A 26630-nucleotide genomic window follows, 5' to 3' on the forward strand; every position below is an offset into this window, starting at 1 on the left:
GAGAGGGATATGAGAGAGAGAGAGAGGGGGCAAGGCGGAGAAGGCGGAGAAGGCGGAGAAGGCGGAGAAGGCGGAGAAGGCGGAGAAGGCGGAGAAGGCGGAGAAGGCGGAGAAGGCGTGCGGCGGACGCGGTGAAGACGCCGCGGAAGGTGTCGCAAAACCGAAGCCTCGACGCGTCAGCGCAGCGATACGGCCCGGCATGCATCGCACGGGCCGCCTCTGCGGACCGTCAGTGCGCGCCGGCCTTCGGCTTGCGCGGCGCCTTTTCGAACAGGCGGTCGTACAGCCAGCGCGGCAGCACGTGCAGCACCTTCGCGACGACGCCCATTTGCCACGGAATCACGCGGAACGCGTGCTGCCGGGCGATTGCGCGCGCCGCGCGCGCGGCGAAGCGATCGGCGTCCATCAGGAACGGCATCCGGTACGGGTTGTGCGCGGTCATCGGCGTGCGAATGTAGCCGGGCGCGATCGTCACGACACCGACGCCGGCCGGGCGCAGCTCGACGCGCAGCGCCTCGAGATACTTGATCGCGGCCGATTTCGACGCGCTGTACGCGCCGGAGCCGGGCAGCCCGCGCACGCCGGCGACGCTCGCGACGCCGACCAGCGTGCCGTGGCGCGTGGCCGTCATCGGGCCGACGAACGGCTCGAACGTCGCGACCATCCCGTAGTAGTTGATGTCCATCACGTCGCGGAACGCCGCGAGATCGCCCTGGCCCGTGACGGCGCCCTGGCTGATGCCCGCGTTCGCGATCACGACGTCGGGGCAGCCGTGCGCGGCGATGAACGACGCGGCGGCCGTCGCGAGCGCATCGGCGTCGCGCACGTCGGCGGAATAGACGGAGATGGACAGCTTCGGGAAACGCCGCGCGAACGCATCGAGTGCATCGGTGCGTCGCGCGACGAGCGCGAGCGTGGCGCCCTGGCGGGCGTATTCCTCGGCCATCGCGAGGCCGAGGCCGCTCGACGCGCCGGTGATGAAGACCTTCAGCGGAGTAGTCATGCCGGCGCGCGGGCGGGGATCAGAGCTTCTTGTCCTGAACCTGCTTCACGAGGAAGTCGAGCACCTGGGCGGTACCCGGGATGCTGTTCGTGTAAGCCGGGCCCGTCTTGTACTTGCCCTGGACGACGACCGTCGGCACGCCGTCGATCGCGTAGTCCTTCAGCAGCTTGGCCGACTGGTTCACCTCGCCCTGCACGCTGAACGAGTTGTACGCGTCCATGAACTTCTTCTTGTCGACGCCCTGCGTCGCCAGGAAGTCGGCCTGCGCCTGCGGCGTCAGCAGGTAGTTCTTCTGCTTGTGGATCGCGTTGAAGATCGCCGGCGTGACCTTCTCGGAGATGCCGAGCGCGGACACCGCATAGAACAGCTTCGAGTGCGGGAGGAAATCGTCGCGGAAAGCGACCGGCACGCGCTTGAAGTCGATGTTGTTGCCCTGTTTCTTCACCCAGGCCTCGATCGTCGGCTCGAACTCGTAGCAGTGCGGGCAGCCGTACCAGAAGAACTCGATCACCTCGACCTTGCCGGCCGGCGCGGACACCGGCTGCGGCGACTTCATCACCTCGAAGTCCTTGCCGGACACCGGCGCGGCGGGCGATGCCTGGGCCAGGCCGGCAGCCAGGCCGAGGGACAGAAGGAGCGTGCTAAGCAGTTTTTTCATGTTGTGGACGTCGAATCAGTTGCTCGGGTTACGAAACGTAACGTAACGGGTTCTGCGTGGGTGCGGCCGGCTGCTTACTGCTTCGTGAAGCGGATCACCGCCGTGTCGACACCTGCATCGGACAGGCGCTGACGGGCCGAGTTCATATCCTCGAACTTCGAGAACGGGCCGACGCGCACGCGGAAATAGGTCACGCCGCTGACGTCGCGCTTCGACACCTTCGATTCGAAGCCCTGGAAGCCGAGACGCGCACGCTGCTGCTCGGCATCGCCTTCCGTCTTGTACGCGCCGACCTGCAGGAAGTAGCCGGTGTTCGCGTCGTTCGCGGTCGGGGGCTTCGCTGCCGCCGCGGCCGTGACCGACGACGTCGGCTTCGGCGTGTTCGCGGCCTGCTGCTGTTGCTGCTTTTGCGCGGCGGCCTGCTGCGCCTGCTTCTGCGCGGCGAAGCGTGCGAGGTCGTCCTCGCCGCCTTGCTGCTGTTGCTGCGCCTGTTGCGTCTTCTTCGGCGGCGGTGTGGTGTCGGCCGGCTTCGGTGCGACGGCGACGCCGTTGCCCGACGACGGATTGTTCGACGCGGTGGTGTTGCTCGAGCCGGTGGCGCCGTTCGTGTTACCCGACGGCGGCACTTCGACGATCTGCGGCTCGGGCAGCAGGCCGCCGCCCTGGGTCTGGTTCGCGGCCTGGCCGGGCGCGGTGTTCGGCGGTGCGGGCTGCGCGGCCTGCGGCACCGGCTGGCCGGGCGTCTTGCCCTGCAGCGCGCGGTTCGGGTCGAACTGCTGCGGCTGGCTCGCGCCGTTGTCGGCCGGCGGCGGCGCGACCTTCGACACGAACGGCGACGGCGAACGCGTGATGTAGAGCGCCACCACCACGGCGATCGCGAGGCCGACGATCAGGCCCAGCACGATTCCAAGAAATGTCCCTCCGGCTTGTTTCGATTGTTTCGAAGTGCGGCGTGGTTGTGCCATTGCTTGAGTCACCTGCAAAAAGAATCGTGAAAAGGCTGCGACGGGCATCCGGCGACGGGCATCCGGCGGCGGGCATCCGGCGGCGGGCATCCGACGACGGGCGCTGCCGCCGCAGCCATTCGCGGCCCGGTTCGGGGCCGCGCGGACATCCTTACATCTTGGCGGGCGCGGATACGCCGAGTACCGCCAGGCCGTTCTCCAGCACCTGCCGGGTCGCGGCGAGCAGCGCGGCGCGCGCATTGCGCGGCGCTTCGTCGTCGACCAGCACGCGCTCCGCATTGTAGAACGAGTGGAATTCGCCAGCGAGATCGCGCAGGTAGAACGCGACCGCGTGCGGCGCCAGCTCGTTCGCCGCATGCGTGAGCATGTCCGGGTACTCGGCCAGCTTCTGCATCAGCGATGCCGCTTGCGCGCTGGTCAGCTGCGACAGGTCGGCGCCCGGCAGTTGCGCGACGTCGACGTTGTAGCGCGACTTCAGTTCGTTGAGCACCGAGCAGATCCGCGCATGCGCGTACTGGACGTAATAGACCGGGTTCTCGTCGTTCTGTTTCAGCGCGAGGTCGATGTCGAACACGAACTCGGTATCGGCCTTGCGCGAGATCAGGAAGAAACGCACCGCGTCGCGGCCGCGCGTGATGGTCGCCTCGTCGATCAGGTCGGGCGCCGCTTCCTGGCCCGCCGCCGCGCCGCCCGACCATTCGATCAGGTCGCGCACCGTCACGTAGCTGCCCGCGCGCTTCGAGATCTTCACTTCCTGGCCGTCGCGCATCACGGTGACCATCTTGTGCAGCACGTAGTCGGGATAGCCCTTCGGGATCCCGATGTGCAGCCCCTGCAGGCCGGCGCGCACGCGCGCGATCGTGCCGTGGTGGTCCGAACCCTGGATGTTGATCACCTTCGTGAAGCCGCGCTCCCACTTCGTCACGTGGTACGCCACGTCCGGCACGAAGTACGTGTACGTGCCGTCCGACTTGCGCATCACGCGGTCCTTGTCGTCGCCTTCGTCGGTCGTGCGCAGCCACAGCGCACCGTCCTGCTCGTAGGTCATGCCGGCCTTGATCAGCGCGTCGACCGTCTTCTCGACGCGGCCTTCGCTGTACAGCGACGACTCGAGGTAGTACTGGTCGAACTTCACGCCGAACGCCTGCAGGTCCATGTCCTGCTCGCGACGCAGATACGTGACCGCGAACTTGCGGATCGCGTCGAGATCCTCGACGTCACCCGCACCCTTGACCGGCTCGCCGTCCGATGCGGCGACCGTTTCGCCGTTCAGGTAGTCGCGCGCGATGTCGGCGATGTACTCGCCGTTGTACGCGGCTTCCGGCCAGCCCGCGTCGCCCGGCTTCAGGCCGCGGGCGCGCGCCTGCGTCGAGATCGCGAGGTTGCCGATCTGCACGCCCGCGTCGTTGTAGTAGAACTCGCGGTGCACCGCGTAGCCCTGGCTCGCGATCACGTTCGCGAGCACGTCGCCGAGCGCGGCCTGGCGGCCGTGGCCGACGTGCAGCGGGCCGGTCGGATTGGCCGACACGAATTCGAGCAGCACCTGCTTGCCTTTCTCGCGATCCGACGTGCCGAACGCGCGGCCCTGGTCGAACACGGCGGCGATCACCGCCTGTTTCGCGGCGGCCGACAGGCGCAGGTTGATGAAGCCGGGCCCTGCGATCTCGGCGGCTTCGACGAGGCCTTGCGCGGCCGGCTGCGCGGTGAGTGCGGCGACGATCTGCTCGGCGAGCTGGCGTGGGTTCGCGCCCAGCGGCTTCGCGAGCTGCATCGCGACGTTGCACGCGACGTCGCCGTGCGCGGCGACCTTCGGGCGCTCCAGCGTGATGGTCGGGGCGACGAATGCCGCGTCGGCGCCTTTCAGCGCGAGTGCGACCTGCTTGACGCTATCCGCGAGCAGGGCTTCGAGGGTCTGTTTGTGTGCTGGCAGCATGCTGGTAGAAGGCTTCGTTGGTGGCGGCCGGAAATGTCGGGCCGCCGGCGCGCTTTTTAAGCGCGCGTTTCAGGGATCGCAGAATTTTAACAGGTGCTAATATGCCGATCAGGCGGCCCGCGTCCGCGAGGCCGGACGCCGGTCGGCCGGCTTCCCCAACTTCGCCGCGCAGGCACAACAAGATGAAAAGGGAATTGTCATGATTACGTTCAAGAGCAAGGCGGCACAGGATCTCGACGTGCTGAAGGATTTCGCGGTTTTCGTGCTGGGTGTCGTCGGCAAGCAGCTGGGCGAGCGCGGCGTGATTACGCACGACGAACTGGACCACGCGATCGAAAAGCTGGAAGGCGCGGTTGCGCAGGCGAAGCAGGCGCGCGCCGAGCATGCCGGCCATTTCCACGAGGACGAAGCCGACCACGCGCACCATGAAGTGCCGCCGAGCCTGGCCCAGCGCGTCGCGCCATTCCTGACGATGCTGCGCGAGGCGAAGGCCGCCGAGGCCGACGTGCACTGGGGTTTCTGAGCGTCCTTGCCGGGCGGATCGAAAGGTTCGCCAGACAGGAAAAAGCCCGCTTTCGAGCGGGCTTTTTATTTTGTCTGATCAAAAGGCGGCCGGGCCGCCCGTTCGCGTCGATCAGAGCTGCGGCGCGAGCGCGCGGCGGGCGTCGTCGAGCGACAGCGCCATGCGCTGCGCGTAGTCCTCGAGCTGATCCTGCCCGATTTTGCCGACCGAGAAATAGCGGCTGTCCGGATGCGCGAGGTAGAAGCCCGACACGCTCGCCGCCGGCAGCATCGCCAGCGAATCCGTCACGCTCATGCCGATTTCGTCCGCGTGCAGCACGTCGAACATGTCGCGTTTCACGAGGTGGTCGGGGCAGGCCGGGTAGCCGGGCGCCGGGCGGATGCCCGCGTACTTTTCCGCGATCAGCGCGTCGTTGTCGAGCGTCTCGCCGCTCGCGTAGCCCCACAGCTCGCGCCGCACGCGTGCGTGCATCGCTTCCGCGAGCGCTTCCGCGAAACGGTCGGCGAGCGCCTTCAGCATGATCGCGCTGTAGTCGTCGTGGTCCGCTTCGAACTGCTTCTCCTTCACGTCGACGCCGAGGCCGGCCGTGACCGCGAACATCCCGATGTAGTCGGCGACGCCCGATTCCTTCGGCGCGATGAAATCGGCGAGCGAGCGGTTCGGCCGCATCACGCCGTCGACCACCGGGCGCACGCTCTGCTGGCGCAGGTTGCGCCACGTGAGCAGCACGTCGGAGCGCGACTCGTCGCTGTAGATCTCGATGTCGTCGTCGTTGACGGTGTTCGCGGGCAGCAGCGCGATCACGCCGTTCGCGGTCAGCCAGCGGCCCTGGATCAGGCGCGCGAGCATCGACTTCGCGTCGGAGAACACGCGCCGCGCCGATTCGCCGACGATCTCGTCGTTCAGGATCGCCGGGTACGGGCCCGCGAGGTCCCAGGTCTGGAAGAACGGGCCCCAGTCGATGTAGTTCGCGAGCTCGTTCAGGTCGTAATTCTTGAACACGCGGCGGCCGATGAACTTCGGCTTCACCGGCTGGTAGCCGGCCCAGTCGACCTGGGTCTTGTTCGCGCGCGCCTCGGCGAGCGTGACCATCGGCTGCTGCTTGCGGTTCGCGTGCTGGTCGCGGATGCGCTCGTAGTCGGACTTCAGCTCGTCGAGATACTTCGCCGCGCCTTCGTCGGACAGCAGGTTCGACGCGACCGACACCGAGCGCGACGCATCCGGCACGTAGACGACCGGGCCTTCGTAGTGCGGCGCGATCTTCACGGCCGTGTGCACGCGCGACGTCGTCGCGCCGCCGATCAGGAGCGGAATCTTCTTCACGCGGAAGTAGTCGTCGCGCTGCATTTCGGACGCGACGTACGCCATTTCCTCGAGGCTCGGCGTGATGAGGCCCGACAGCCCGATGATGTCCGCGCCTTCGACCTTCGCCTTCGCGAGGATCTCGTTGCACGGGACCATCACGCCCATGTTGACCACTTCGAAGTTGTTGCACTGGAGCACGACCGACACGATGTTCTTGCCGATGTCGTGCACGTCGCCCTTGACGGTCGCGATCACGATCTTGCCCTTCGCGCGCACGTCGCCGCCCGCTTCCGCGAGCAGGCGCTTTTCTTCCTCGATGAACGGGATCAGGTGCGCGACCGCCTGCTTCATCACGCGCGCGGACTTCACGACCTGCGGCAGGAACATCTTGCCCTGGCCGAACAGGTCGCCGACGATGTTCATCCCGTCCATCAGCGGGCCTTCGATCACGTTGATCGGACGGCCGCCGGCCGCGTCGATCTTCGCGCGCACTTCTTCGGTGTCCTCGACGATGAAGGTCGTGATGCCGTGCACGAGCGCATGCGAGAGCCGTTTCTCGACCGGCTGATTGCGCCACTCGAGGTTCTCTTCCTTCTTCGCGCCGCCGGCCTTGAACTTGTCGGCGATTTCGAGCAGGCGGTCGGTGGAATCCTCACGGCGGTTCAGGATCACGTCCTCCACGCGCTCGCGCAGCTCCGCGTCGAGATCGGCGTACACGCCGAGCTGGCCCGCGTTCACGATGCCCATGTCCATCCCGGCCTGGATCGCGTGATACAGGAACACGGTATGGATCGCCTCGCGCACCGGGTCGTTGCCGCGGAACGAGAACGACACGTTCGACACGCCGCCGCTCACCTTCGCGTGCGGCAGGTTCTGCTTGATCCAGCGGGTCGCCTCGATGAAGTCGACCGCGTAGTTGTTGTGCTCCTCGATGCCGGTCGCGACCGCGAAGATGTTCGGGTCGAAGATGATGTCTTCCGGCGGGAAGCCGACTTCGTTCACGAGGAAGTCGTACGAGCGCTTGCAGATCTCGGTCTTGCGCTTGAACGTGTCGGCCTGGCCCGTTTCGTCGAACGCCATCACGACCGCGGCCGCGCCGTAGCGGCGGATCAGGTTCGCGTGGTGGCGGAACGCGTCCTCGCCTTCCTTCAGCGAGATCGAGTTCACGATCGCCTTGCCCTGCACGCACTTGAGGCCGGCCTCGATCACGTCCCACTTCGACGAGTCGATCATGATCGGCACGCGCGCGATGTCCGGCTCGGACGCGATCAGGTTCAGGAAGCGCACCATCGCCGCCTTCGAATCGAGCATCGCCTCGTCCATGTTGATGTCGATCACCTGCGCGCCGTTCTCGACCTGCTGGCGCGCGACGGCGAGCGCCTCGTCGAACTGGCCGTTGAGGATCATCCGTGCGAACGCCTTCGAGCCGGTGACGTTGGTACGTTCGCCGACGTTGATGAAGAGCGTCCCGGGCGTGACGTTGAACGGCTCGAGGCCGGCAAGGCGCATCATGTGATCGGTCATGGCGGTGCGGATTCTGAGATGAAGGACGTGGGCGGTCGGGTCAGGCGTTGTCGCTGTACTGGTTCGGCCAGCGGCGCGGCTTCACGTCGGCGAGCGCCTTCGCGATTTCGGCGATGTGTTCGGGCGTCGTGCCGCAGCAGCCGCCCGCGAGGTTCACGAGCCCGGCCTGCGCGAATTCCTTCAGCAGGCCCGACGTGACGTCCGGGGTTTCGTCGAAGCCGGTGTCGCTCATCGGGTTCGGCAGGCCCGCATTCGGGTAGCACGACACGTAGGTGTCGCACAGCTTCGCGAGCTCGGCGATGTACGGGCGCATCAGCGCCGCGCCGAGCGCGCAGTTCAGGCCGAACGTGAGCGGCTTCGCGTGGCGCAGCGAATTCCAGAACGCCTCGACCGTCTGGCCCGACAGGATCCGGCCCGACGCATCGGTGACGGTGCCCGAGATCATGATCGGCAGGCGCTCGCCGGTGTCCTCGAACAGCTCGTCGAGGGCGAACAGCGCGGCTTTCGCATTCAGCGTGTCGAAGATCGTCTCGACGAGGAACAGGTCGACGCCGCCGTCGAGCAGCGCCTTCGCCTGCTGGTAGTACGACGTGCGCAATTCGTCGAACGTGACGTTGCGCGCGCCCGGATCGTTGACGTCCGGCGAGATGCTGGCCGTCTTCGGCGTCGGCCCGATCGCGCCCGCGACGAAGCGCGGCTTGTCGGGCGTCGCGTATTTCGCGGCCGATTCGCGCGCGAGCTTCGCCGATTCGACGTTCATCTCGACGACGAGATCTTCCATTCCGTAGTCGGCCTGCGCGACGGTCGTCGCGCCGAACGTGTTGGTCTCGACGATGTCGGCGCCGGCCGCGAAGTACTGGTCGTGGATCTCGCGGATGATCTGCGGCTGCGTGATCGACAGCAGCTCGTTGTTGCCCTTGATGTCGCGCGGGAAATCCTTGAAGCGCTCGCCGCGATACGCGGCTTCGTCGAGCTTGTAGCGCTGGATCATCGTGCCCATCGCGCCGTCGAGGATCAGGATGCGCGATTTCAGCAGCGCGGGCAGGGCGGCGCCGCGCGTGTAGGGCGCGTCGAGCGGGACGGAAGCAGCGAGAGGAGTCGCAGACATGGGCGGGAGACCGGCGAAGACGGAAAACCGTCATTGTAGCCGGTGCGTCAAGGGGGCGCCGACCCTCCCCGCGCCCGCCGGACGGCCCGCCAAATGAAAGCCCCCGCCGGCGAACCGGACGGGGGCATGATCGGAGTGCACGCGGCGCCGCGTCGGTGCGCGGCGAATGGCCCGGCCGCGTGACGCGCCGGGCCGCGGGTCGTCAGTGCAGCACGACGGGCATCATCATCAGGCTGTCGAATTGTCCGAGGAATTCGTCGACTTCGTCGAGCGACGGTTCATCCTCGATCAGTTGCTTCACGTGCGCGCGGAATCGTTCGGCAAGTTCGCCGTCGATGAAGATTTCGCGCTGCGCGTTCTTGTCGACGATTTCGTATCCGCCGGCATTCATCAGGTGATGGCCGGCCTGCGGCGCAAATTCGACGACGCAGTAGTTGGGGCTGTTGTAGATCATTTGCATGGCGGCACTCCTCTTCGCAGTGGCATCTGGCCTTGTTGTCCCCTAGGTGGGGCGAGCCTTGCCGGTTTCAAGGGGCTTGCGCTGCACACCCCGTTCTCCCGTTTGCGTGGGGTGTATCGGTTAGAAGCCGATGTCTATCAAACGTTTCTTATTGTGAGCCGGTGGACTGAAATAGTTGTTAAAGAGTGTCATCGGCCATTTTCGGGAAATCTGTAATCGGTCGAAATTGCCGATTCGTGTGCGTTCACTGTGTGACAGTCGATGAGGCTGGTGGTTGCATCGTCGTGGGCGGGGCCGATTGCGCCGATTGTGCAGGCGGCGCGGCCGATGCATCGGGCGACGGTGCGGCGGCGGGCGCGTTCGTTGCGCCGCTTGCTGGCGCGGCATCGGCAGGCACGTTCGGTGCGGCGAGGCGGCCGTGCCACAGCAACTCGATCTGCGCACCGTTCGGCTCGCTCTGCACGAGCCGCGCGGGCAGCCAGCCGAGCGACGGCGCGAGCCACATGTCGATGCGGCGCGTGTCGCCGTCGCGGCGCGGCAGGCGCATGAAGTGCCGCGCGGCGATGATGCCGGTCTGCGTCTGCACCTGCTCGTCGCCGATCACGGTGATCGGCCAGGTCTCGCCGCTGTTGTTGTCGATCACGAAGAATTGCTGCGTGACGCCCGGTTTGTAGGCGGCGGGATTGCCGCGCACGAGCCCCGACAACTGCATCAGCATGCTGAAGCGGTCCTGCACGCCGTCGGGCAGCGGCGCGTTGTTCGGCGTGCGCGTGAACACGACCTGCCGGATCTCGCGGTTGAAGATCGCGATGTCTTCCGGCCGCTTGCCGCGCTTCTCGACGTAACGGTCGGGCGCGACGCCGAAGGCATCGATGCGGCCTTCGCTGCGATAGGTGAACGGGCCGACGAACGGCACGGGCATCGATACCGACAGGTCGTACGTGTGCCCGTCGGTGCGCCAGTGGATCGTGCCGATCATGTTCTGCATGCCGTTGTAGAACGTGTCGTACTGCAGGTCGCCGGACGGCGGCGCGGCGAATTTCACGCCGCTCGTCGCGGGGCCGGGTGTCGCGGCGCTGGCGCCGGCGGCCGACGCGGCGTGTGTGCTCGACGCCCCCGAGGTCCCCGCCGTGCCGCTCGCGGCGGACGCGGCGGCAGCCGGCGGTTCGCCGTGCTCGGCCGTCTGCGTCGACGTGAGGACCGGCTCGTGCGACGGTGCGGGTTTCGGCGGGGCCGCCTTCGGCGCGTCGGCCCTGGGCGCGGCCGGACGTTCGACCGGCTTCGGCTCCGGCGGAGCAGGCTGCCGCTCGATCGGCCGCGGTTTCAGTAGCTCGATCTGCACGGGGATGTCGGCGGGCGGCGGCGGCGTGAACGATTCGCGGTTGCGCATCAGCCAGAACCCGGCGAGCGCATGCAGCACCAGCACGGCGACGAGCGCGATGCCCACGCGCAGTCCGCGGCGGGGCGGGGCGTGACTCGGGCGAAGGTCGGCGGGCTGCATGGGCATCGGAACGGGCTCGGGGGGCTTGCGTGAGGTCGGGCGCGCGGTGCGCGCCACAGGAATCGGACCATCGGATGCGCCGCGCGTTCGCGATGCGTGACGTGGCGCGAACCGGATGCGTCAGGCGTCGCGTGCGTCGGGACTATAGCCGAGTTCGTAAGACAGTTTCTGCGCGCATGCGCGCAGCGCGGTGTCGATCTCGCCGCCCCATGCGATGTCGAACGAGCCTTCCTGGCCGAGCGCGACGATCGCGAGCGCGAGTTCGCCGACCGCGTCGAACACCGGCATGCAGAACGCGTGGATCGTCGGCAGCAGCATCCCTTCGACGCGCGCGGCCTGGTGCGCGCGCACGTCGGCGAGCACCGCGTCGACTTCGTCGAGCGTGCGCGGGCCGCCGTGGTGCGGCGAGCGGCGCGTATCGGCGAGTTCGCGCTCGAGCATCGCGGCGGTCTTGCCGCGCGGCAGGTACGCGGCGAACAGCAGGCCCGTCGCGGAGCCGAGCAGCGGCATCACGTCGCCGAGCTTCAGCGACGCCTTCGCGGGATGGCTCGATTCCATCCAGTGCACGATCGTCGGCCCCTGGTTGCCCCATACCGCGATGCCGACCGTCTGGTCGAGACGGTCGCGGAATTCGGTCAGCGCGATCCGCGCGAGCTTCACGCCGTCGACGCGCGCGAGCCGCGCGAGGCCCATCTGCAGCGCGAAGCCGCCCAGCTCGTAGCGGCCCGAGACGGGATCCTGAGACACGACGCCGAGCCGCGAGAAGCTGACCAGATAGCGGTGCGCCTTCGCCGGACTCATGCCCGCGCGCTGCGCGAGATCGCGCAGCATCATCGCGCGCGGCTCGCTCGTCAGCACGTCGAGCAGGCGGAAGCCGACCTCGATCGACTGGATGCCGGAACGGACCTTCTCGCCGTGTTCGCCGGAGGCGGCGTCGTCGGTATCGGAGTCGGCGAGATCGTCGTCGGGAAGCGGGCTGGCGGGCATGGGCAAGAGGTGCGCGAAAATGCGGCAGGAAACGGGGCGAAAACGGCGTGCGCCATCATGACGCGCCGCATGGATTCACCATCGTAAAATAGATTCCCTCCATCGTCACTACAACGGCAGATCCTCCCTATGAAACTTGCTTCGCTGAAGGACGGCACGCGCGACGGCCAGCTGATCGTCGTGTCGCGCGACCTGCACACCGCGGCGATTGCCGATGCGATCGCGCCGACGCTGCAGCGCGTCCTCGACGACTGGGCGTTCTACGCGCCGCAACTGCGCGACCTGTACGACGCGCTGAACCACGGCCGCGCGCGCAATGCGTTCGCGTTCGACCCGGCCAACTGCATGGCGCCGCTGCCGCGCGCGTTCCAGTGGGCCGACGGCTCCGCGTACGTGAACCACGTCGAGCTCGTGCGCCGCGCGCGCGGTGCCGAGATGCCGCCCGAGTTCTGGACCGATCCGCTGATGTACCAGGGCGGCAGCGACGATTTCCTGGGGCCGCGCGACGACGTCGTGTGCCCGTCCGAGGAATGGGGCATCGATTTCGAGGCGGAAGTCGCGGTGATCACCGGCGACGTGCCGATGAGCGCGTCGCCCGACGACGCGCTGAAGGCCGTGCGGCTCGTCACGCTCGTGAACGACGTGTCGCTGCGCAACCTGATTCCGCACGAGCTCGCGAAGGGCTTCGGCTTCTTCCAGAGCAAGCCGGCCACCGCGTTCGCGCCGGTCGCCGTCACGCCCGACGAGCTCGGCGACGAGTGGCGCGCAGGCCGCGTGCACCGCCCGATGATCGTCCACTGGAACGGCAAGAAGGTCGGCCAGCCCGACGCCGGCACCGACATGGTGTTCCATTTCGGCCAGCTGATCGCGCACGCGGCGAAGACGCGCAACCTGCGTGCCGGCTCGATCGTCGGCTCCGGTACGGTCTCGAACAAGGACGCGAAGCGCGGCTACTGCTGCATCGCCGAGAAGCGCTGCCTCGAGACGATCGAGCACGGCGCGCCGCAGACCGAATTCATGCGCTACGGCGATACGGTGCGCATCGAGATGTTCGATGCGGCCGGCAAGTCGATCTTCGGCGCGATCGAGCAGTCGGTCGCCCCGCCCGACGGCGTGGCATGAGCCGCGCGGGGATGCGGCGCAGCGGCGAAACCCTGCCGCGGCCCGCGCGCCGGGTTTCGCCCGATGTTTGACCGCGCGGGCTTGGCTACACTCGATTCAAGCGTTCGAACCCCTCGAACAAGGAGCAGCAGATGGCCGATCTCGCCGCGTACGGCGGTTACGAAGCACTGAAGGTGACGCGCCGCGACCATGGCGTGCTCGACATCGTGATGAGCGGCGAGGGCGCGAACCGCAGCGGCCTCGCGACCGCGAACGCACGCATGCATCGCGAGCTCGCCGACATCTGGCGCGACGTCGATCGCGATCCCGACACGCGCGTCGCGGTGATCCGCGGCGAAGGCAAGGGCTTTTCGGCGGGCGGCGATCTCGCGCTCGTCGAGGACATGGCGAACGATTTCGACGTGCGCGCACGGGTGTGGCGCGAGGCGCGCGACCTCGTCTACAACGTGATCAACTGCAGCAAGCCGATCGTGTCGGCGATGCATGGCCCGGCCGTCGGCGCGGGGCTCGTCGCCGGGCTGCTCGCCGACATCTCGATCGCCGCGAAGGACGCGCGCATCATCGACGGCCACACGCGCCTCGGCGTCGCGGCCGGCGACCATGCGGCGATCGTGTGGCCGCTGCTGTGCGGGATGGCGAAGGCGAAGTACTACCTGATGCTGTGCGAGCCCGTGAGCGGCGAGGAGGCCGAGCGGATCGGGCTGGTCTCGCTCGCGGTCGAGCCGGCCGACCTGCTGCCGAAGGCGTACGAAGTGGCCGAGCGGCTCGCGCACGGTTCGCAGTCGGCGATCCGCTGGACCAAGTACGCGCTGAACAACTGGCTGCGCACCGCCGGGCCGACCTTCGATACGTCGCTCGCGCTCGAATTCATGGGTTTTTCGGGGCCCGACGTGCGGGAAGGCATCCGTTCGCTGCGCGAGCGGCGCCCGCCCGCGTTTCCCGGCGACGCGCCGTTCTGACGTGCGCGCTATGATCGAACCACGCGCGGCTGCGCGACGCACGGCGGCCGCCTCGCTCCCCCAGTCAACCAGGATGCCCGTATGACGACCGATGCCTCCGGCGCCAACCCTTTCGCCGGCTTTGCCGGGTTCCAGCCCGCCGACATGATGGACCGGATGTGGGACATGATGCGGATGTCGCCGTTCGGCGGGATGGCGCCGTTTCCGGGCGCGACGCACGGGCTGCCGCCGTCGCTGTCGAGCATGTCCGACATGATGTCGCCGCTCACGAACGTCGAGGAACTCGACAAGCGGATCACCGATCTGCGCGCGGTCGAGCAGTGGCTGAAGCTCAATCTCGGGATGTTGCAGTCCGCGATCCAGGCGCTCGAGGTGCAGCGCGCGACGCTCGCGACGCTGCGCGCGTTCGGCGCGTTCGCGCAAAGCTCGATGTCGGCGGCCGAGGAAGCGGCCGTTGCCGCCGCGCAGGCCGCGAAAACCGCGTCGACGGGCGAGGCCGCGCCCGCGGCCGATGCGGCGGCATCGGCCGCCGCGGATGCGCCGGAAGGCGGCCCCGCGCAGCAGCCGTTCGACCCGGCCGGCTGGTGGAACCTGCTGCAGACGCAATTCAACCAGCTCGCGAGCCTCGCGATGGCGCAGCCGGGCGTGCAGCCTGCTGCCCCGGGCGCCGCGCCGCCGGAGGCCGCTGCCGCGCCGGAACCCGCCGCGAAGCCGGCTGCGGCCGCGGCCGCACCGCGCAAGCCCGCCGCGAAGCGCGCGAAGCCGTCCGGTTCGGCGGCGGCCCGCGCGGCGGCCGCTTCGTCGCCCGAAACCCGTCCGCCGAAGCGCTCGACGTGATGCGGCGCAGGTAGGAGGTCGGCCATGCGACTCGCGCTCGTTCTGATGGGAGGCGGCGCGCGCGCCGCATACCAGGTCGGCGTGCTGAAGGCGCTGGCCGAGATCGCGCGCGAGGCCGATCCGCGGCGGCACACGCTGCCGTTCGCGGTCGTGTGCGGCTCGTCGGCGGGCGCGATCAACGCGACGTCGATCGCCAGCCACGCGGACGATTTTTCCCATGGCGTGCGGCGCCTGCTCGAATTCTGGGAGCCGCTGCGCGCCGAATACGTGTATCGCACCGACTGGCTCGGCGTCGCGGCCGCCGGCGCGCGCTGGCTCGCGACGATGACGTTCGGCTGGGCGGCGCGCCGCTCGCCGCGCGGGCTGCTCGACAACACGCCGCTCGCGCACCTGCTGCAGCGCGAACTGAGCTTTCACCGGATCGAGCAGATGCTCGAGGCGCGCCTGCTGCACGCGCTCGCGATCACCGCGCTCAGCTATTCGAGCGGCCGGCACCTCACGTTCTATCAGGCCGCCGAGCCGATCCAGGCGTGGCGGCGCGCGCAACGCACCGCGCGGCTCGTCGACCTGTCGGCGTCGCACTTGCTCGCGTCGTCGGCCATTCCGTTCGTGTTTCCGGCCGTGCCGCTCGTGCTCGACGGGCAGATCGAATACTTCGGCGACGGCTCGATCCGGCAGATCGCGCCACTGTCGCCGGCGATCCACTTCGGCGCGCACCGGATCGTCGTCGTCGGCGCAGCCGATCCGCGGCCCGAGATTCCGGCCGCGAACGGCGCGGGGCGGCCGCGCGGCTACCCGACGCTCGCGCAAATCGGCCAGCAGGTACTCGCGAGCGTGTTCCTCGACTCGATCGGCTCGGACATCGAACGGATCGAGCACATCAACCGGATGATCGAGCACCTGCCGCACCAGGTCGAAATAGACAGCGGCTGGCGGCACGTCGACGTGCTCGCGATCGCGCCGTCCGAGCGCATCGAGCTGATTGCCGCGAAGCACCTGAAGCAGATGCCGGCGACGATGCGCGGGCTGCTCGGCGCGATCGGCGGCAGCCAGCCGGCCGGCGCGTCGTTCGCCAGCTACCTGCTGTTCGAGGAGGCCTTCACGCGCGAGCTGATCGAGCTTGGCTACCGCGACGGCCGGGCGCAGCGGGAGACGCTCGCCGGCTGGATCGCGCACGCGGACGGCAGCACCGCGCCGGCACCCGGCATGCCGCCGGAAGACGGCCTCGCGACGGGCGAAATGCGGGTCTGACACGCGCAGGCGTGCTGTAAGGTTGTGTTTTCGCGACGGTCGGCCGCGACCGATCGCCGCACCGCGGTGGGCGGCGCACCACTGGCCAGGCGTCTCGGAACCGTCATGCACGCGTGCTATCATGGCCGCCGCCGTATACACCATATCGAGCAGCCCGCCGATCCGGCATCCGCACGGGACCTTTCGGGGAACCCGCCTGCGGCAAGGGACGGGCGCGCCACCGAGCCGGCCAGCGCCGGCCCCCACTCAGGCACGCGCGCCCGGCTCCGTCCGAACGGAGCGGGGGTGACGGCATGCCCAACGGCGGCAACGCGGCCGCCTGGCTGCCAGACGAGGAATCGGCGTCCGGCGGGCCGGATTCCCGCGTAAAATTAGAGTCTTGGCTGCAAAAAGCGCGTGGCGCGCTTGCGCGGCAACAGTCACGTTTAGAGAAGTCGCATTGCGCAGAACAGGGGTGGGACCATCATGAACACCATGCTTTATCCGGAACTTTACAGGTCGCTCGAAGCTGTCCGCTGGGACATGGAGAAGGACATTCCGTGGGACAAGTTCGACGCTTCGTTGCTCACCGACGAGCAGGCGAAGACGATCAAGATGAACGCGATCACCGAATGGTCGGCGCTGCCCGCGACGGAAATGTTCCTGCGCGACAACCAGCACGACAGCGACTTTTCCGCGTTCATGAGCGTGTGGTTCTTCGAGGAGCAGAAGCATTCGCTCGTGCTGATGGAATACCTGCGCCGCTTCAAGCCGGAGATGGTGCCGACCGAGGAGGAACTGCACGCGGTGCGCTTCCAGTTCGATCCGGCGCCGCCGCTCGAGACGCTGATGCTGCATTTCTGCGGCGAAATCCGCCTGAACCACTGGTACCGCTGCGCGGCCGACTGGCATACCGAGCCCGTCATCAAGCAGATCTACGAAACGATTTCGCGCGACGAGGCGCGTCATGGCGGCGCGTACCTGCGCTACATGAAGAAAGCGCTGAACAACTGCGGTGACGTCGCACGCGCCGCATTCGCGAAGATCGGCGTGCTGATGGCGTCGGCGCGCCGCACCGAGAAGCCGCTGCACCCGACCAACCTGCACGTGAACCAGGCGCTGTTCCCGCGCGACACGGTGCAGTCGCGCCTGCCGGATCCGGAATGGCTCGAGCGCTGGCTCGACGAGCAGATCCGGTTCGACGGCGAGTGGGAGAAGAAGGTCGTCGAGCGGATCCTGCACAACCTGTCGATCCTGTTCGAGCGCACGTTCGCGACCGCGCAGGAGCTGAACCGCTACCGCAAGGAAGTCACCGGCCGCCTGCAGGCCGAAAGCGGCCCGTCGTCGGCCGCGCAGCCGGCCTGAGGCCGGCAGGTGCCGGCGGCGGCGCGAGTCGCACCCGGCTCGCGGCACCGTGCCGCGTTCGTCGCATGAAGCCCGCCCGGCCGGTCCGGCGGGCTTTTTATCTGGTGCCGCCGTCGCGCGCGCCGTTGTTCATTCCGTCCGATCTCCATCATGTCCGCCACCTTCGAACGCAAGCTGATCACCCGTGATGCCCTCGTCGCGCTGCGCGCGTCGCTGCCGTCGCCCGTCGTGTTCACCAACGGCGTGTTCGACATCCTGCATCGCGGTCACGTCACGTATCTCGCCGATGCGAAAGCGCTCGGCGCCTGCCTGATCGTCGGCGTGAACAGCGATGTGTCGGTGCGCATGCTCGGCAAGGGCGACGACCGGCCGATCAACCGCGAGGAGGATCGCGCGGCACTGCTGGCGGCGCTGGAAAGCGTCGACTGGGTCGTGACGTTCGGGGAAAAGACGCCCGTGTCGCTGATCGAGGCCGTCCGTCCGGACATCCTCGTGAAGGGCGGCGATTACGACATGGATGCGCTGCCGGAATCCGCGCTCGTGCGCGGCTGGGGCGGCCGGGCGCTGGCGATTCCGTTCGAGCACGACCGCTCGACCACCGCGTTGCTGAAGAAGGTGCGCGCGCAACGGCCCTGAGCGCGACGCGGCGCCGTCACGGCGCGGATGCCGCGAGCGGGACGGTCGTGACGGCCGGCGCCGCGATCGGGCCGCCGACGACGGGCTGGTCGGTCGCTCGCATCAGCGGTGTCACGCGCAGCGCGTCCGGCCGCACCTGCCGCGACAGCACGCCGGGTTCGCGCGGCCCGGCCGCCGGCAGCGGCCCGAACACGCCGCGCGCCACCACGAACGCGAGCATGTTGGCGAGAAAGAGAACAGCGATCAGCCAGCGCAGCATCGTCGAAACTCCTTGTCGTCATCGACGTGATTCACATCGTTCAGTCGAGCCGGCCGCATGGCCGGCTTTTTCATGGCTTCCGTTGACCGTTCGTGCGGGCCGCTGGCGCGGCGCCGCGCGTACTGCGTCGTCGGCGGGGCGCGGGCGGCTTCGGTCCGCTTGGCTCCACTTCGGCCTGCATGGCCACGCGCCGGCGCGATGCCGGCGCCTTCGTCAATCCTGCGCCGTTGCCGGGCCGGCCGCATCCGCTGCGATCAGCGCGAGCCCGGACAGGATCAGCGCGTCGTGCCGCGTATGCGGGACCGTCAGCGCACGCGCGACGTCATCCGCCGCACCGCCTGCCAGCACGAGCCGCACGGGTGCCTGCCACGCAGCGACGAGATCATGCCACGCGCGCTCGATCAGGCCGGCCTGCGCGTAGAGGCAGCCGGCCGACAGCGAGCGCGACGTATCGACCTGGAACGGTTCGGCTTGCGCGCCCGCGAGCAGACCACTGGCGATATCGGTGGTCAGCGTCGGCAACTGCGCGGTGTGCGTGCCGAGCGCGCGCATCATCAGCGCCCAGCCCGGCGCGATCAGCCCGCCCGTGAAGCGGCCGTCCGCGCGCAGTGCCTCGAGCGTCGTCGCGGTGCCGAACGTCGCGATCAGCAGATGCTCGTCCGGAAACGCCGCGTGCGCGCCGATCAGGCCGGCCCACCGGTCGCTGCCGAGCTGTTCGGGCGTCGTATAGCCGTTCGTCACGCCGCATTGCGCGGGCCGCGAGCGGATCGTCGTGCGCGGCAGGCCCGGCCAGCGTGCATCGAGCAGCGCATCGATCCGTGCGGCCACGTCGGCGCCCGCGACGTTCGAGATCCATGCGCCGCGCGGACGCGACAGGTGCGACCAGTCGGGATCGGCGCCGCCGTCGCGCGTGTGGCCGAACGCGCCCGTGTCGACGAGCGTGCGCCGCGCGTCGGCGAGCGCCCACTTGATCCGGCTGTTGCCGGCGTCGATCAGCAGGTGCGGTTCGCTCATTGCGCTTCGCGCAGCGACACGTCGCCGGCCGCGATCGTCTGCACGCCGCTCGGCGTGTCGAGCAGCAACTGGCCGGTCGCATCGATGCCCGTCGCGATGCCGCGCGCGCGTTCGACGCCCTGTTCGAGCAGCACGACTTCGCGGCCCGCGTACGCGTGCAGCGCGTGCCAGCGCGGCAGGAACGGCGCGAGGCCGTCGGCGCCGAATTGCGCGAGCGCGGGCGTGAGCGCGTTCAGCGACGCGGCGAGCGTATCGGTGAGGTTCGCCGACGCGCACGCGATCGACAGCGCGGCGGGCGGCAGCCCGCTCGCGAGTGTCGCTTCGCGCGCGCGCAGCGCGTCGACCTGCGCGGCGACGGCTTCCGCGCCGCGCACGTTGATGCCGAAGCCGATCACGACGGCGGTCGCCTCGGCGGTGGTCCAGACGGTTTCGATCAGGATCCCGGCGAGCTTGCCGACGATGCGCGGCGTGCCGTCGTCGTCGGTCGTCAGCAGCAGGTCGTTCGGCCATTTGAGCGCGACGCGCATGCGCGCGTCGAGCGGCAGCGTGGTTAGCCCTTCGGCGAGCGCGACGCCGATCGCGATGCTGAGGCCGCCGAGCGCGTCGATGGCGCGCGGCACGATGCAGCCGACCGAGCACAGCAGCGCATTGCCGGGCTGCGCGAACCACGGGCGGCCTTGCCGGCCGCGACCTGCCGTCTGCTCGAACGCGACGCGCACGAGCGGCGCGGGCAGCGCGTTCGCGCTGCGCGGCAGCGCCTTGAGCCGCGTTGCGACGTCGGCGTTGGTCGAGCCGGTGGCGGCGACGATGTCGAGCGGCCACGCGCGCGGCGCGGCGTCCAGGTGCGCCTCGAGCCGGTTGCGCGCGATGTGCGCGTCGCCGGATTCAGGCGTGTCGGAGGAGGTGGGGGCGTTCATGGCGCCTATTGTAGCGACAGGGGGCGTCGGCGCGTGCCGGGCCGTGCGTGCGACAGGCCGGTGTACGGCCGCGGTCCGGGCGCGCACCGCGCCTGGGCCGCCCGCCGGACCGGCGCCAAGTCGCTCAGTGCTGCCCCAGTTGTTCCAGCGCCTTGATGTCTTCCTCGCTCGTCATTTCGCAGGCGAGCAGCGTGTTGCCTTTGAGCGCCGGACCCTGGCGGGCCGACACGAGGATCAGAGCACCGCCCGGGCCGCGGACGTTCAGCCGGCGCGAATAGCCGACGGACGACGCACCGAGCAGGTGGCCTTTCTCGCGGGTGAGCTCGTAGCGTTTGGCGAGCTGGTCGGCGACTTCGCCTTCCACGAGCACGCCGATGCCGGTGGCGACGAACACGACGTGCTGCGTCGTGAAGCCGTCGCGGCGGATCGGCTCGGGCAGGCGATAGACCGCTGCACCCAGCATCGAGTTGTCCGGTTTCGGATCGGCCGCCTTGGCGGCGTTGTAGATCGCGTCCATCAGGTCCGACGTGAACGGCGGCTTGCACAGCGCGGCGTTGAAGATGTCGGGCGGCGCGGCGAGCGAAACGAGCGGAACGGCAGCGACGGCGGCGCCGATGGCGGCGCGCAGGCCGGACAGGCGATGCGACATGGATGAAGGCCTCTCAGGTTTTATTGTGAATGCGAGGCAGCATGTTAAGGCATCGCCGCACGTGTATCGAGCTGCGAGAACCGACAGGCTGCGCGGCGCGGCGACCGGAGTGCGTATCGCGCGCCGCGCATCGATCGCCGTCGTGCGCGTTCGACGCACGACGCGACGGATCATGCTTGTCGGGCAAGTCGCCGTTACGCTACCGCACGGTCGTGCGTGCGCCGTCGACGTCCGTCACGGTGCCACTACCGGGTGCTTCAGCGCATGCGCGGTCTCGATCCACTGCGCGTGGAATTCGTCCGCGTCGGGCCGAAGCCCGAGTTCGCCGTTGCGATAGGCCATCGCGAGGGTCTGCACGGCTTCCGGCAGCTCGTGTTCGGCGGCCCGGCGATACAGCGCGAGCGCGCGCGCGTCGTCGCGCGGCACGCCGCTGCCGTCGCGGTACGCGTTCGCGAGCATGAAATCGGCGGCCGGGATGTCCGCGCGCGACGCGATGTCGAACCAGTGCGCGGCCCGCACCGGGTCGGCGGCGATGCCGTAGCCGCTGCGGTAGATCAGCCCGAGGTAATACGCGGCGGCCGGGTCGCCCTGTTCGGCCGCGGCGCCGAGCAGCGCGCGTGCGCGTGCATAGTCTTTCGGGAGCTCGCCGCTGCCGAGCAGCAACGCCTTGCCGAGCGCGAGCCGCGCGCGCCGGGCAGCCGGCGCGTCGGCCTGGTTGTCCGCCGTCGCGGCCGTTTCCAGCCAGCCGCGCCCCTCGTCGCGCAGCCCCGGTTCGTGCGCATCGACGAGCGCGATGCCGAGCGCTGCCTGCGCGGCGCCCGAGCCGCGGCGCGCGAGCGTGCGCAACTGGGCCAGCGCGTGCGGCTCGGTCGCCTGCGTGACCATCGCCTGCCATTCATCGAGCTGCGCGGCGCTCGGCGCGGGGCCGGCGCCGCGCAGGCCGGCGGCCGCGACGACGGCCGCGACGGTCACGGCCGCCGCCGCGAGTAGCGCGGCGGGCGGGAGTTTGGCGCGCAGCATGCGCCGCGCGGCAGCGGCGAAGCCGGTTTCGGCGGGCCGCATCGTCCGGATCGGTTGCATCGCGTGTCTCATTGCGTGAGGTCGATCTCGTAGGTGGCGAGGTTCTTGCCCGAGCCGTCGTCGGCAGCGACCTGCGTGATGCCGGTCAGGCCGGCCGCCGCCGCGTCGCCGACGCGGTTCGGGGCGGACGCGAACTGCACGTGCGCGACCGAGCTCGCGAGCTTCGTGAACCGCCAGCTGCGCTGCGCGCCGTCGGCCGCGCGCGTGATCGCGCCGCGCTTCTTGATGAACGCGATCAGCACGTCGCGGTTCGCGTCGGGCGACGCGAAGATCGTCTTGCTGCCGTCGAGGCCCGGGAAGTTGCCGCCGCCGCTCGCACGGTAGTTGTTGGTCGCGACGATGAACTGCGCGTTCGAATCGATCGGCGCACCCTTGTACGTCAGGTTCCTGATGCGGCTGCCGACCGGCTGCGTGACGTCGATTTCATAGGCGAGATCGGCCGACGTGAACATGTCGAAGTTGTAGCCGGGGAAGGTGCTGACGAGCGGCTGCACGGTCGCCTTGGCCGGGTCGATCGTATTGAAGCGCTTCGCGGCCGTCTCGAGCCAGTTCTTCACGTCGGCGCCGCTCACCTTCACCGCGTACACGGTGTTCGGATACAGGTACAGGTCGGCCGCGTTGTTGATCGCGAGCGCGCCCGGCGCGACGTCGGTGTAGTCGGTGCCGCCGCCGAAGCCGCTCTTGAACGGCGCGCTGACCGACAGCACCGGCAGCGACGCGTATTGCGGCAGGTTCGCCTGCACGTAGGTCTTCACGTAGTCGGCCTGCGCCTCGTTGACGATCTGGATCGCGCCCGGATCGCCGACGTCCGCGAAGTACGAGTTCATCCGGTAGTCGGTCGAGCCGATCGGCGTCTTCACGTAGTCGATCGTCGCCTGGTGCTCGGCCGCGATCGCGGCGGAGACCGACGGATCGGCGGCGACGTAGCTCTTGTCGGCGTTCTGGATCGGCCGCGCCTCGACGGTCGTCTGCGACTTGTCGACGGCCCACGTCTTGCCGTCGAACTTCAGGCCGAGCTTGATCACGCCGAGATGCTTGCCCCAGTAGTTGGCCATCACGGTCGGCACGCCGTTGACGGTGCCCTTGACCTTGTCGACGCCCGGCAGGTTGAACTGCGACACGGTGCTGTTCGCGTCCGGGAACACCTGGTGCGAGTGGCCGATCAGCATCGCATCGATGCCGGACACCTTCGACAGCCACCAGCTGCCGTTTTCCATCGTCGGCGAGTACGCGGCATTGTCGAGGCCGCCGTGCGAGATCGCGACGACGAGATCGGCGCCCTTCGCGCGCATTTCCGGAATGTACTTCTCGGCCGCCTCCTTCAGCCCGGTCGTGTAGACCTTGCCGTCGAGCCAGCGCTTGTCCCAGTTCATGATCGCGGGCGGCGTGAAGCCGATGATGCCGATCTTCACGGGCGCGCTGACCGTCTTGCCGTCCGGCGTGGTGGCCGTCACCGTGCGCGTCAGGATCGTATACGGCGTGAACAGCGGCGCGTTGGTCTTCGCGCTGATCACGTTCGCGAGCACCTGCGGGAAGTTCGGGCCCGCGCACTTCTTCTGCTGGGCCGGCGCCGGCAGGCCGTCGACCTCGAACGTGTTGCCGGTCACCTGCGACAGGTACGGCAGCCCGTAGTTGAACTCGTGGTTGCCGATGCCGCCGCCGTCGAACTTCGCGGCGTTCATCACCTTGTAGATCGCGAGCGTCTGGTCGCAGCCCACCGGCTTCACGAGCGCCTGGTAGTCCGACAGCGCGGTGCCCTGGATCGTGTCGCCGTTGTCGAGCAGCAGCGTGTTCGGGTACTGCTTGCGCGCCTGCGCGATCAGCGTCGACACGCGCTCGAAGCCGAGCGAATTGTCGGCGGCAAGCTTGAAATAGTCGTACGACAGCACGTTGGTGTGCAGGTCGGTCGTCTCGAGCAGCGCGAGCGTGGCCGTCGTGCCGACGGGCGCCTGGGCCTCGGGCTGCGACGGCGGCGTGGCGGTGACGTCGTCGCCGCCGCAGCCGGCGAGGACGAAGGCGAGGCTGGCGAGCGCGGCGGCGGCCGGGACGTGACGGCGGGAAAGCGGGGGGAGACGCATCGGTTGTCCTGTTCGGTGTTCTGCTTTATGAAATGCGAGGTACGCACGAATGGCGGCGCGGCGCGCCGACGGCCTGACGTGCGGCGCGTGAGAGTATCGAAAGGAAACGTGACGGGACAATGAAAGGTCGCGATGCCGGCAGCGAGCCGTGGCCGGCGGCGGCTTCCGGACGGTCCGGGCCGGTCCCGGCCGGTCCCGGCCGGCGCCCGAGCATGCCCGGTGTCGTCCCGGGCATGCCCGCATCGGCAGCATCGTCATGGTCCGTCCGGATACTCGGCTCCAGGGCGCACGGCCGCCGCTTTCGACTGCGCGCCGCGCGCCCGGCGCCGCGTCGGAAATCCTCACGTCGCGGCGCCGGGTGGTTCGCTACAATGGCCGCTGTCATCCTTTTGCAAACAACCTGCCCTTGGACTTCGAGACTCCTCCCGGCCTGTCGGTCGACGCCGGCGGCCAGGGCCAGACGGTGCGCCTGACCGGCCAGTGGACCGCGCTCTCGCTCGCGCGCAACCGCGGCGCCGTGGCGCGCCGCATCGCGAGCATCGCCGCCGGGCGCGTGAGCGACTGGGATCTGTCCGGCATCGAGCGGCTCGACCACGTCGGCGGCCAGGCGCTGTGGCGCGTGTGGGGCCGCAAGCTGCCGGCCGGCGTCGCGCTGAGCCCCACGCAGCGCACGATCTTCGAGCGCATCGAACGGCTCGACAGCCAGCGCGAGGCGCCCGAGCGCATCGTGCGGTTCGATCCCGTCACGCGGCTCGGCCTGGCGCTCTTCTCGTTCGGCGAACACCTGCAGGGCGGCATCGCGATGTTCGGCCTCGTGATCCTCGATGCGCTGTCGGTGCTGCGCCGCCCGCGGACGATGCCGTGGAAGGAAACCTCGGCGAACATCTACAGCGCCGGCGCGCAGGCGCTGCCGATCACCGCGCTCGTCGCCTTCCTGATCGGCATCGTGCTCAGCTACCTGTCCGCGCAGCAGCTGCAGATGTTCGGGGCGAACCGCTACATCGTGAACATCCTCGGGCTGTCGGTGATCCGCGAGCTCGGCCCCGTGCTGTCGGCGATTCTCGTCGCGGGCCGCTCGGGCTCGGCGATCACCGCGCAGATCGGCGTGATGCGCGTGACCGAGGAGCTCGACGCGATGCGCGTGATGGGCATCCCGCACGGGCTGCGGCTGATCCTGCCGCGCGTGCTCGCGCTCGGCGTCGCGATGCCGCTGCTCGTGATGTGGACCAACATCATCGCGCTGACGGGCGGCGCGCTCGCGGCGAAGCTGGTGCTCGGCATCGACATCAACTATTTCGTGCGCTCGCTGCCGGGCGTCGTGCCGATCGCGAACCTGTACATCGGCGTCGGCAAGGGCGTCGTGTTCGGCATGCTGATCGCGCTGGTCGCGTGCCATTTCGGCTTCCGGATCAAGGCGAACTCGCAGAGCCTCGGCGAAGGCACGACCACGTCGGTGGTGTCGTCGATCACGGTCGTGATCCTCGCCGACGCGGTGTTCGCGATCCTGTTCCAGAACGTGGGGCTCGGATGAACGCATCGAACGAAACGCCGGCCGGTGCCGCGCCGGCCGATGGTGCGCCGGCCGATGGTGCGCCGACCGGTGCCGCGGCCGCCCACGCCGCGGCAATCGCCGCCGCCGCGATCGGCACGCCGCCGTCCGCCGCGGCGCAGGCCGCCGACTTCGTGATCGAGGTGCGCAACCTGACCAAGCGCTACGGGCGCAACATCGTTCACCAGAAGCTCGACTTCGACGTGCGGCGCGGCGAGATCGTGTCGATCGTCGGCGGCTCGGGCTCCGGCAAGACGACGCTCGTGCGCCAGATCCTCGGCCTCGAGCGGCCGACGTCGGGCACGATCAAGGTGTTCGGCGAGGATACGGCGACGATCGACGACGCGAGCGCGCGGATGATGCGCACGCGTTCGGGGATGCTGTTCCAGCAGGGCGCGCTGTTCTCGTCGATGACGGTGTTCGACAACGTCGCGCAGCCGCTGCGCGAACTCGGCCGCGTGCCGCCGGACCTGCTGCACGACATCGTGATGCTGAAGCTCGAGATGGTCGGGCTGCCGTGCAAGCACGCGTCGAAGATGCCGGCGGCGTTGTCGGGCGGGATGGTGAAGCGGGTCGGCATCGCGCGCGCGATCGCGCTGGAGCCCGAGCTGCTGTTCCTCGACGAGCCGACGGCCGGCCTCGACCCGCAGGCATCCGACGAATTCGTCGAGCTGATCGCGACGCTGCACCGCACGCTCGGGCTGACCGTCGTGATGGTGACGCACGACCTCGATACGATGGTCGCGCTGTCGACGCGCGTCGCGGTGCTGGCCGACCGCAAGGTGCTGGTCGCCGCCCCCGTCGAGGAGGCCGCGAACGTCGACCATCCGTTCATCCACGAATATTTCCTGGGGCTGCGCGGGCGCCGCGCATTGCAGGCGCTGCCGCCCGAGCGGCGCGCGAAGCTGCCGAAGGCGGCCCTCGAACCGGCGCTGTCGAGCGTCGAGCTGTAGAAGCAAGGAACCCGC

Annotated in this window: 24 protein-coding genes; 9 read left to right on the forward strand and 15 right to left on the reverse strand. The window is 68.9% G+C overall.

Features of this window, described 5'->3' with window-relative positions; translation table 11 throughout:
- Positions 1–229: 229 nt before the first annotated feature.
- The 4 genes from C4B30_RS20490 to argS all read right to left on the reverse strand — a co-directional run bounded on the left by C4B30_RS20490 (position 230) and on the right by argS (position 4559).
- Complete coding sequence (locus tag C4B30_RS20490; protein ID WP_027785574.1) at positions 230–1003, reverse strand: SDR family oxidoreductase; 774 nt, start codon at positions 1001–1003, stop codon at positions 230–232.
- Between the two features lie 19 nt (positions 1004–1022).
- Positions 1023–1661, reverse strand: a complete 639-nt coding sequence (locus tag C4B30_RS20495) for a thiol:disulfide interchange protein DsbA/DsbL (RefSeq protein ID WP_027785573.1) — start codon at positions 1659–1661, stop codon at positions 1023–1025.
- Between the two features lie 74 nt (positions 1662–1735).
- Positions 1736–2626 (reverse strand): SPOR domain-containing protein, encoded by an 891-nt coding sequence (locus tag C4B30_RS20500; protein WP_027785572.1) that lies wholly within the window; start codon positions 2624–2626, stop codon positions 1736–1738.
- Positions 2627–2777: 151 nt separating this feature from the next.
- Complete coding sequence (gene argS, locus C4B30_RS20505; RefSeq protein WP_027785571.1) at positions 2778–4559, reverse strand: arginine--tRNA ligase; 1782 nt, start codon at positions 4557–4559, stop codon at positions 2778–2780.
- A gap of 199 nt (positions 4560–4758) precedes the next feature.
- Between argS and C4B30_RS20510 the strand changes: the two genes are divergently transcribed.
- On the forward strand, positions 4759–5082 hold the full coding sequence (locus tag C4B30_RS20510) for a DUF1840 domain-containing protein (protein WP_027785570.1): 324 nt from the start codon (positions 4759–4761) through the stop codon (positions 5080–5082).
- A 111-nt stretch (positions 5083–5193) separates the two neighbouring features.
- Here the strand turns inward: C4B30_RS20510 and metH are convergent, their stop codons facing one another.
- The 5 genes from metH to C4B30_RS20540 all read right to left on the reverse strand — a co-directional run bounded on the left by metH (position 5194) and on the right by C4B30_RS20540 (position 11967).
- A complete protein-coding gene (metH, locus tag C4B30_RS20515; RefSeq protein WP_027785569.1) occupies positions 5194–7911 on the reverse strand; it encodes a methionine synthase in 2718 nt (905 codons plus the stop codon).
- A gap of 40 nt (positions 7912–7951) precedes the next feature.
- A complete protein-coding gene (locus tag C4B30_RS20520) occupies positions 7952–9019 on the reverse strand; it encodes a homocysteine S-methyltransferase family protein (protein WP_027785568.1) in 1068 nt (355 codons plus the stop codon).
- Positions 9020–9221: 202 nt separating this feature from the next.
- On the reverse strand, positions 9222–9479 hold the full coding sequence (locus C4B30_RS20525) for a BTH_I0359 family protein (RefSeq protein WP_006477667.1): 258 nt from the start codon (positions 9477–9479) through the stop codon (positions 9222–9224).
- Between the two features lie 244 nt (positions 9480–9723).
- The gene (locus C4B30_RS20535) at positions 9724–10986 is read right to left on the reverse strand and encodes a DUF3108 domain-containing protein (RefSeq protein ID WP_027785567.1); all 1263 of its coding nucleotides are present in this window, start codon (positions 10984–10986) and stop codon (positions 9724–9726) included.
- 114 nt (positions 10987–11100) lie between these two features.
- Positions 11101–11967 (reverse strand): IclR family transcriptional regulator, encoded by an 867-nt coding sequence (locus tag C4B30_RS20540; RefSeq protein WP_027785566.1) that lies wholly within the window; start codon positions 11965–11967, stop codon positions 11101–11103.
- A gap of 129 nt (positions 11968–12096) precedes the next feature.
- Between C4B30_RS20540 and C4B30_RS20545 the strand changes: the two genes are divergently transcribed.
- The 6 genes from C4B30_RS20545 (at position 12097) to rfaE2 (ending at position 18116) form a co-directional block, all read left to right on the forward strand.
- On the forward strand, positions 12097–13089 hold the full coding sequence (locus C4B30_RS20545) for a fumarylacetoacetate hydrolase family protein (RefSeq protein WP_027785565.1): 993 nt from the start codon (positions 12097–12099) through the stop codon (positions 13087–13089).
- Between the two features lie 131 nt (positions 13090–13220).
- Entirely contained in the window at positions 13221–14048 is an 828-nt protein-coding gene (locus C4B30_RS20550) for an enoyl-CoA hydratase/isomerase family protein (protein ID WP_027785564.1), read from the forward strand.
- A gap of 81 nt (positions 14049–14129) precedes the next feature.
- Positions 14130–14885 (forward strand): PhaM family polyhydroxyalkanoate granule multifunctional regulatory protein, encoded by a 756-nt coding sequence (locus tag C4B30_RS20555; RefSeq protein ID WP_027785563.1) that lies wholly within the window; start codon positions 14130–14132, stop codon positions 14883–14885.
- Positions 14886–14909: 24 nt separating this feature from the next.
- Entirely contained in the window at positions 14910–16136 is a 1227-nt protein-coding gene (locus tag C4B30_RS20560) for a patatin-like phospholipase family protein (RefSeq protein WP_027785562.1), read from the forward strand.
- Between the two features lie 465 nt (positions 16137–16601).
- On the forward strand, positions 16602–17480 hold the full coding sequence (locus tag C4B30_RS20570) for a diiron oxygenase (protein ID WP_011353352.1): 879 nt from the start codon (positions 16602–16604) through the stop codon (positions 17478–17480).
- A gap of 150 nt (positions 17481–17630) precedes the next feature.
- Positions 17631–18116, forward strand: coding sequence for a D-glycero-beta-D-manno-heptose 1-phosphate adenylyltransferase (rfaE2, locus tag C4B30_RS20575; protein WP_027785561.1), 486 nt, complete (start codon positions 17631–17633; stop codon positions 18114–18116).
- Positions 18117–18132: 16 nt separating this feature from the next.
- On the opposite strand, the gene C4B30_RS20580 is transcribed toward rfaE2, so the two are convergent.
- From C4B30_RS20580 to C4B30_RS20605, 6 genes are all read right to left on the reverse strand, one after another.
- Complete coding sequence (locus C4B30_RS20580) at positions 18133–18375, reverse strand: hypothetical protein (protein WP_027785560.1); 243 nt, start codon at positions 18373–18375, stop codon at positions 18133–18135.
- A gap of 213 nt (positions 18376–18588) precedes the next feature.
- Complete coding sequence (locus tag C4B30_RS20585) at positions 18589–19389, reverse strand: type III pantothenate kinase (RefSeq protein WP_027785559.1); 801 nt, start codon at positions 19387–19389, stop codon at positions 18589–18591.
- Positions 19386–20306, reverse strand: coding sequence for a biotin--[acetyl-CoA-carboxylase] ligase (locus C4B30_RS20590; RefSeq protein WP_027785558.1), 921 nt, complete (start codon positions 20304–20306; stop codon positions 19386–19388). The genes C4B30_RS20585 and C4B30_RS20590 overlap by 4 nt, the downstream gene beginning before the upstream one ends.
- Positions 20307–20430: 124 nt before the next feature.
- Positions 20431–21129: a hypothetical protein gene (locus tag C4B30_RS20595; protein ID WP_227789628.1), complete on the reverse strand. Its 699-nt coding sequence runs from the start codon at positions 21127–21129 to the stop codon at positions 20431–20433.
- Positions 21130–21189: 60 nt separating this feature from the next.
- On the reverse strand, positions 21190–22035 hold the full coding sequence (locus C4B30_RS20600) for a tetratricopeptide repeat protein (RefSeq protein ID WP_027785556.1): 846 nt from the start codon (positions 22033–22035) through the stop codon (positions 21190–21192).
- 8 nt (positions 22036–22043) lie between these two features.
- Positions 22044–24113: a bifunctional 2',3'-cyclic-nucleotide 2'-phosphodiesterase/3'-nucleotidase gene (locus C4B30_RS20605; protein ID WP_027785555.1), complete on the reverse strand. Its 2070-nt coding sequence runs from the start codon at positions 24111–24113 to the stop codon at positions 22044–22046.
- 406 nt (positions 24114–24519) lie between these two features.
- Here C4B30_RS20605 and C4B30_RS20610 point away from each other — a divergent pair, with 406 nt between their 5' ends.
- Together C4B30_RS20610 and C4B30_RS20615 are read left to right on the forward strand one after the other, a co-directional pair.
- Positions 24520–25644, forward strand: a complete 1125-nt coding sequence (locus C4B30_RS20610) for an MlaE family ABC transporter permease (RefSeq protein ID WP_027785554.1) — start codon at positions 24520–24522, stop codon at positions 25642–25644.
- Positions 25641–26615 carry an ABC transporter ATP-binding protein gene (locus tag C4B30_RS20615; protein WP_234015450.1) on the forward strand — a complete coding sequence of 325 codons (975 nt, stop codon included), beginning with the start codon at positions 25641–25643 and terminating at the stop codon, positions 26613–26615. Before C4B30_RS20610 ends, C4B30_RS20615 begins: the two co-directional genes overlap by 4 nt.
- Positions 26616–26630: the final 15 nt, after the last annotated feature.

Origin of the sequence: Burkholderia sp. BE12 (genome assembly GCF_002959955.1) — a bacterium.
Taxonomy (GTDB): Bacteria; Pseudomonadota; Gammaproteobacteria; order Burkholderiales; family Burkholderiaceae; genus Burkholderia.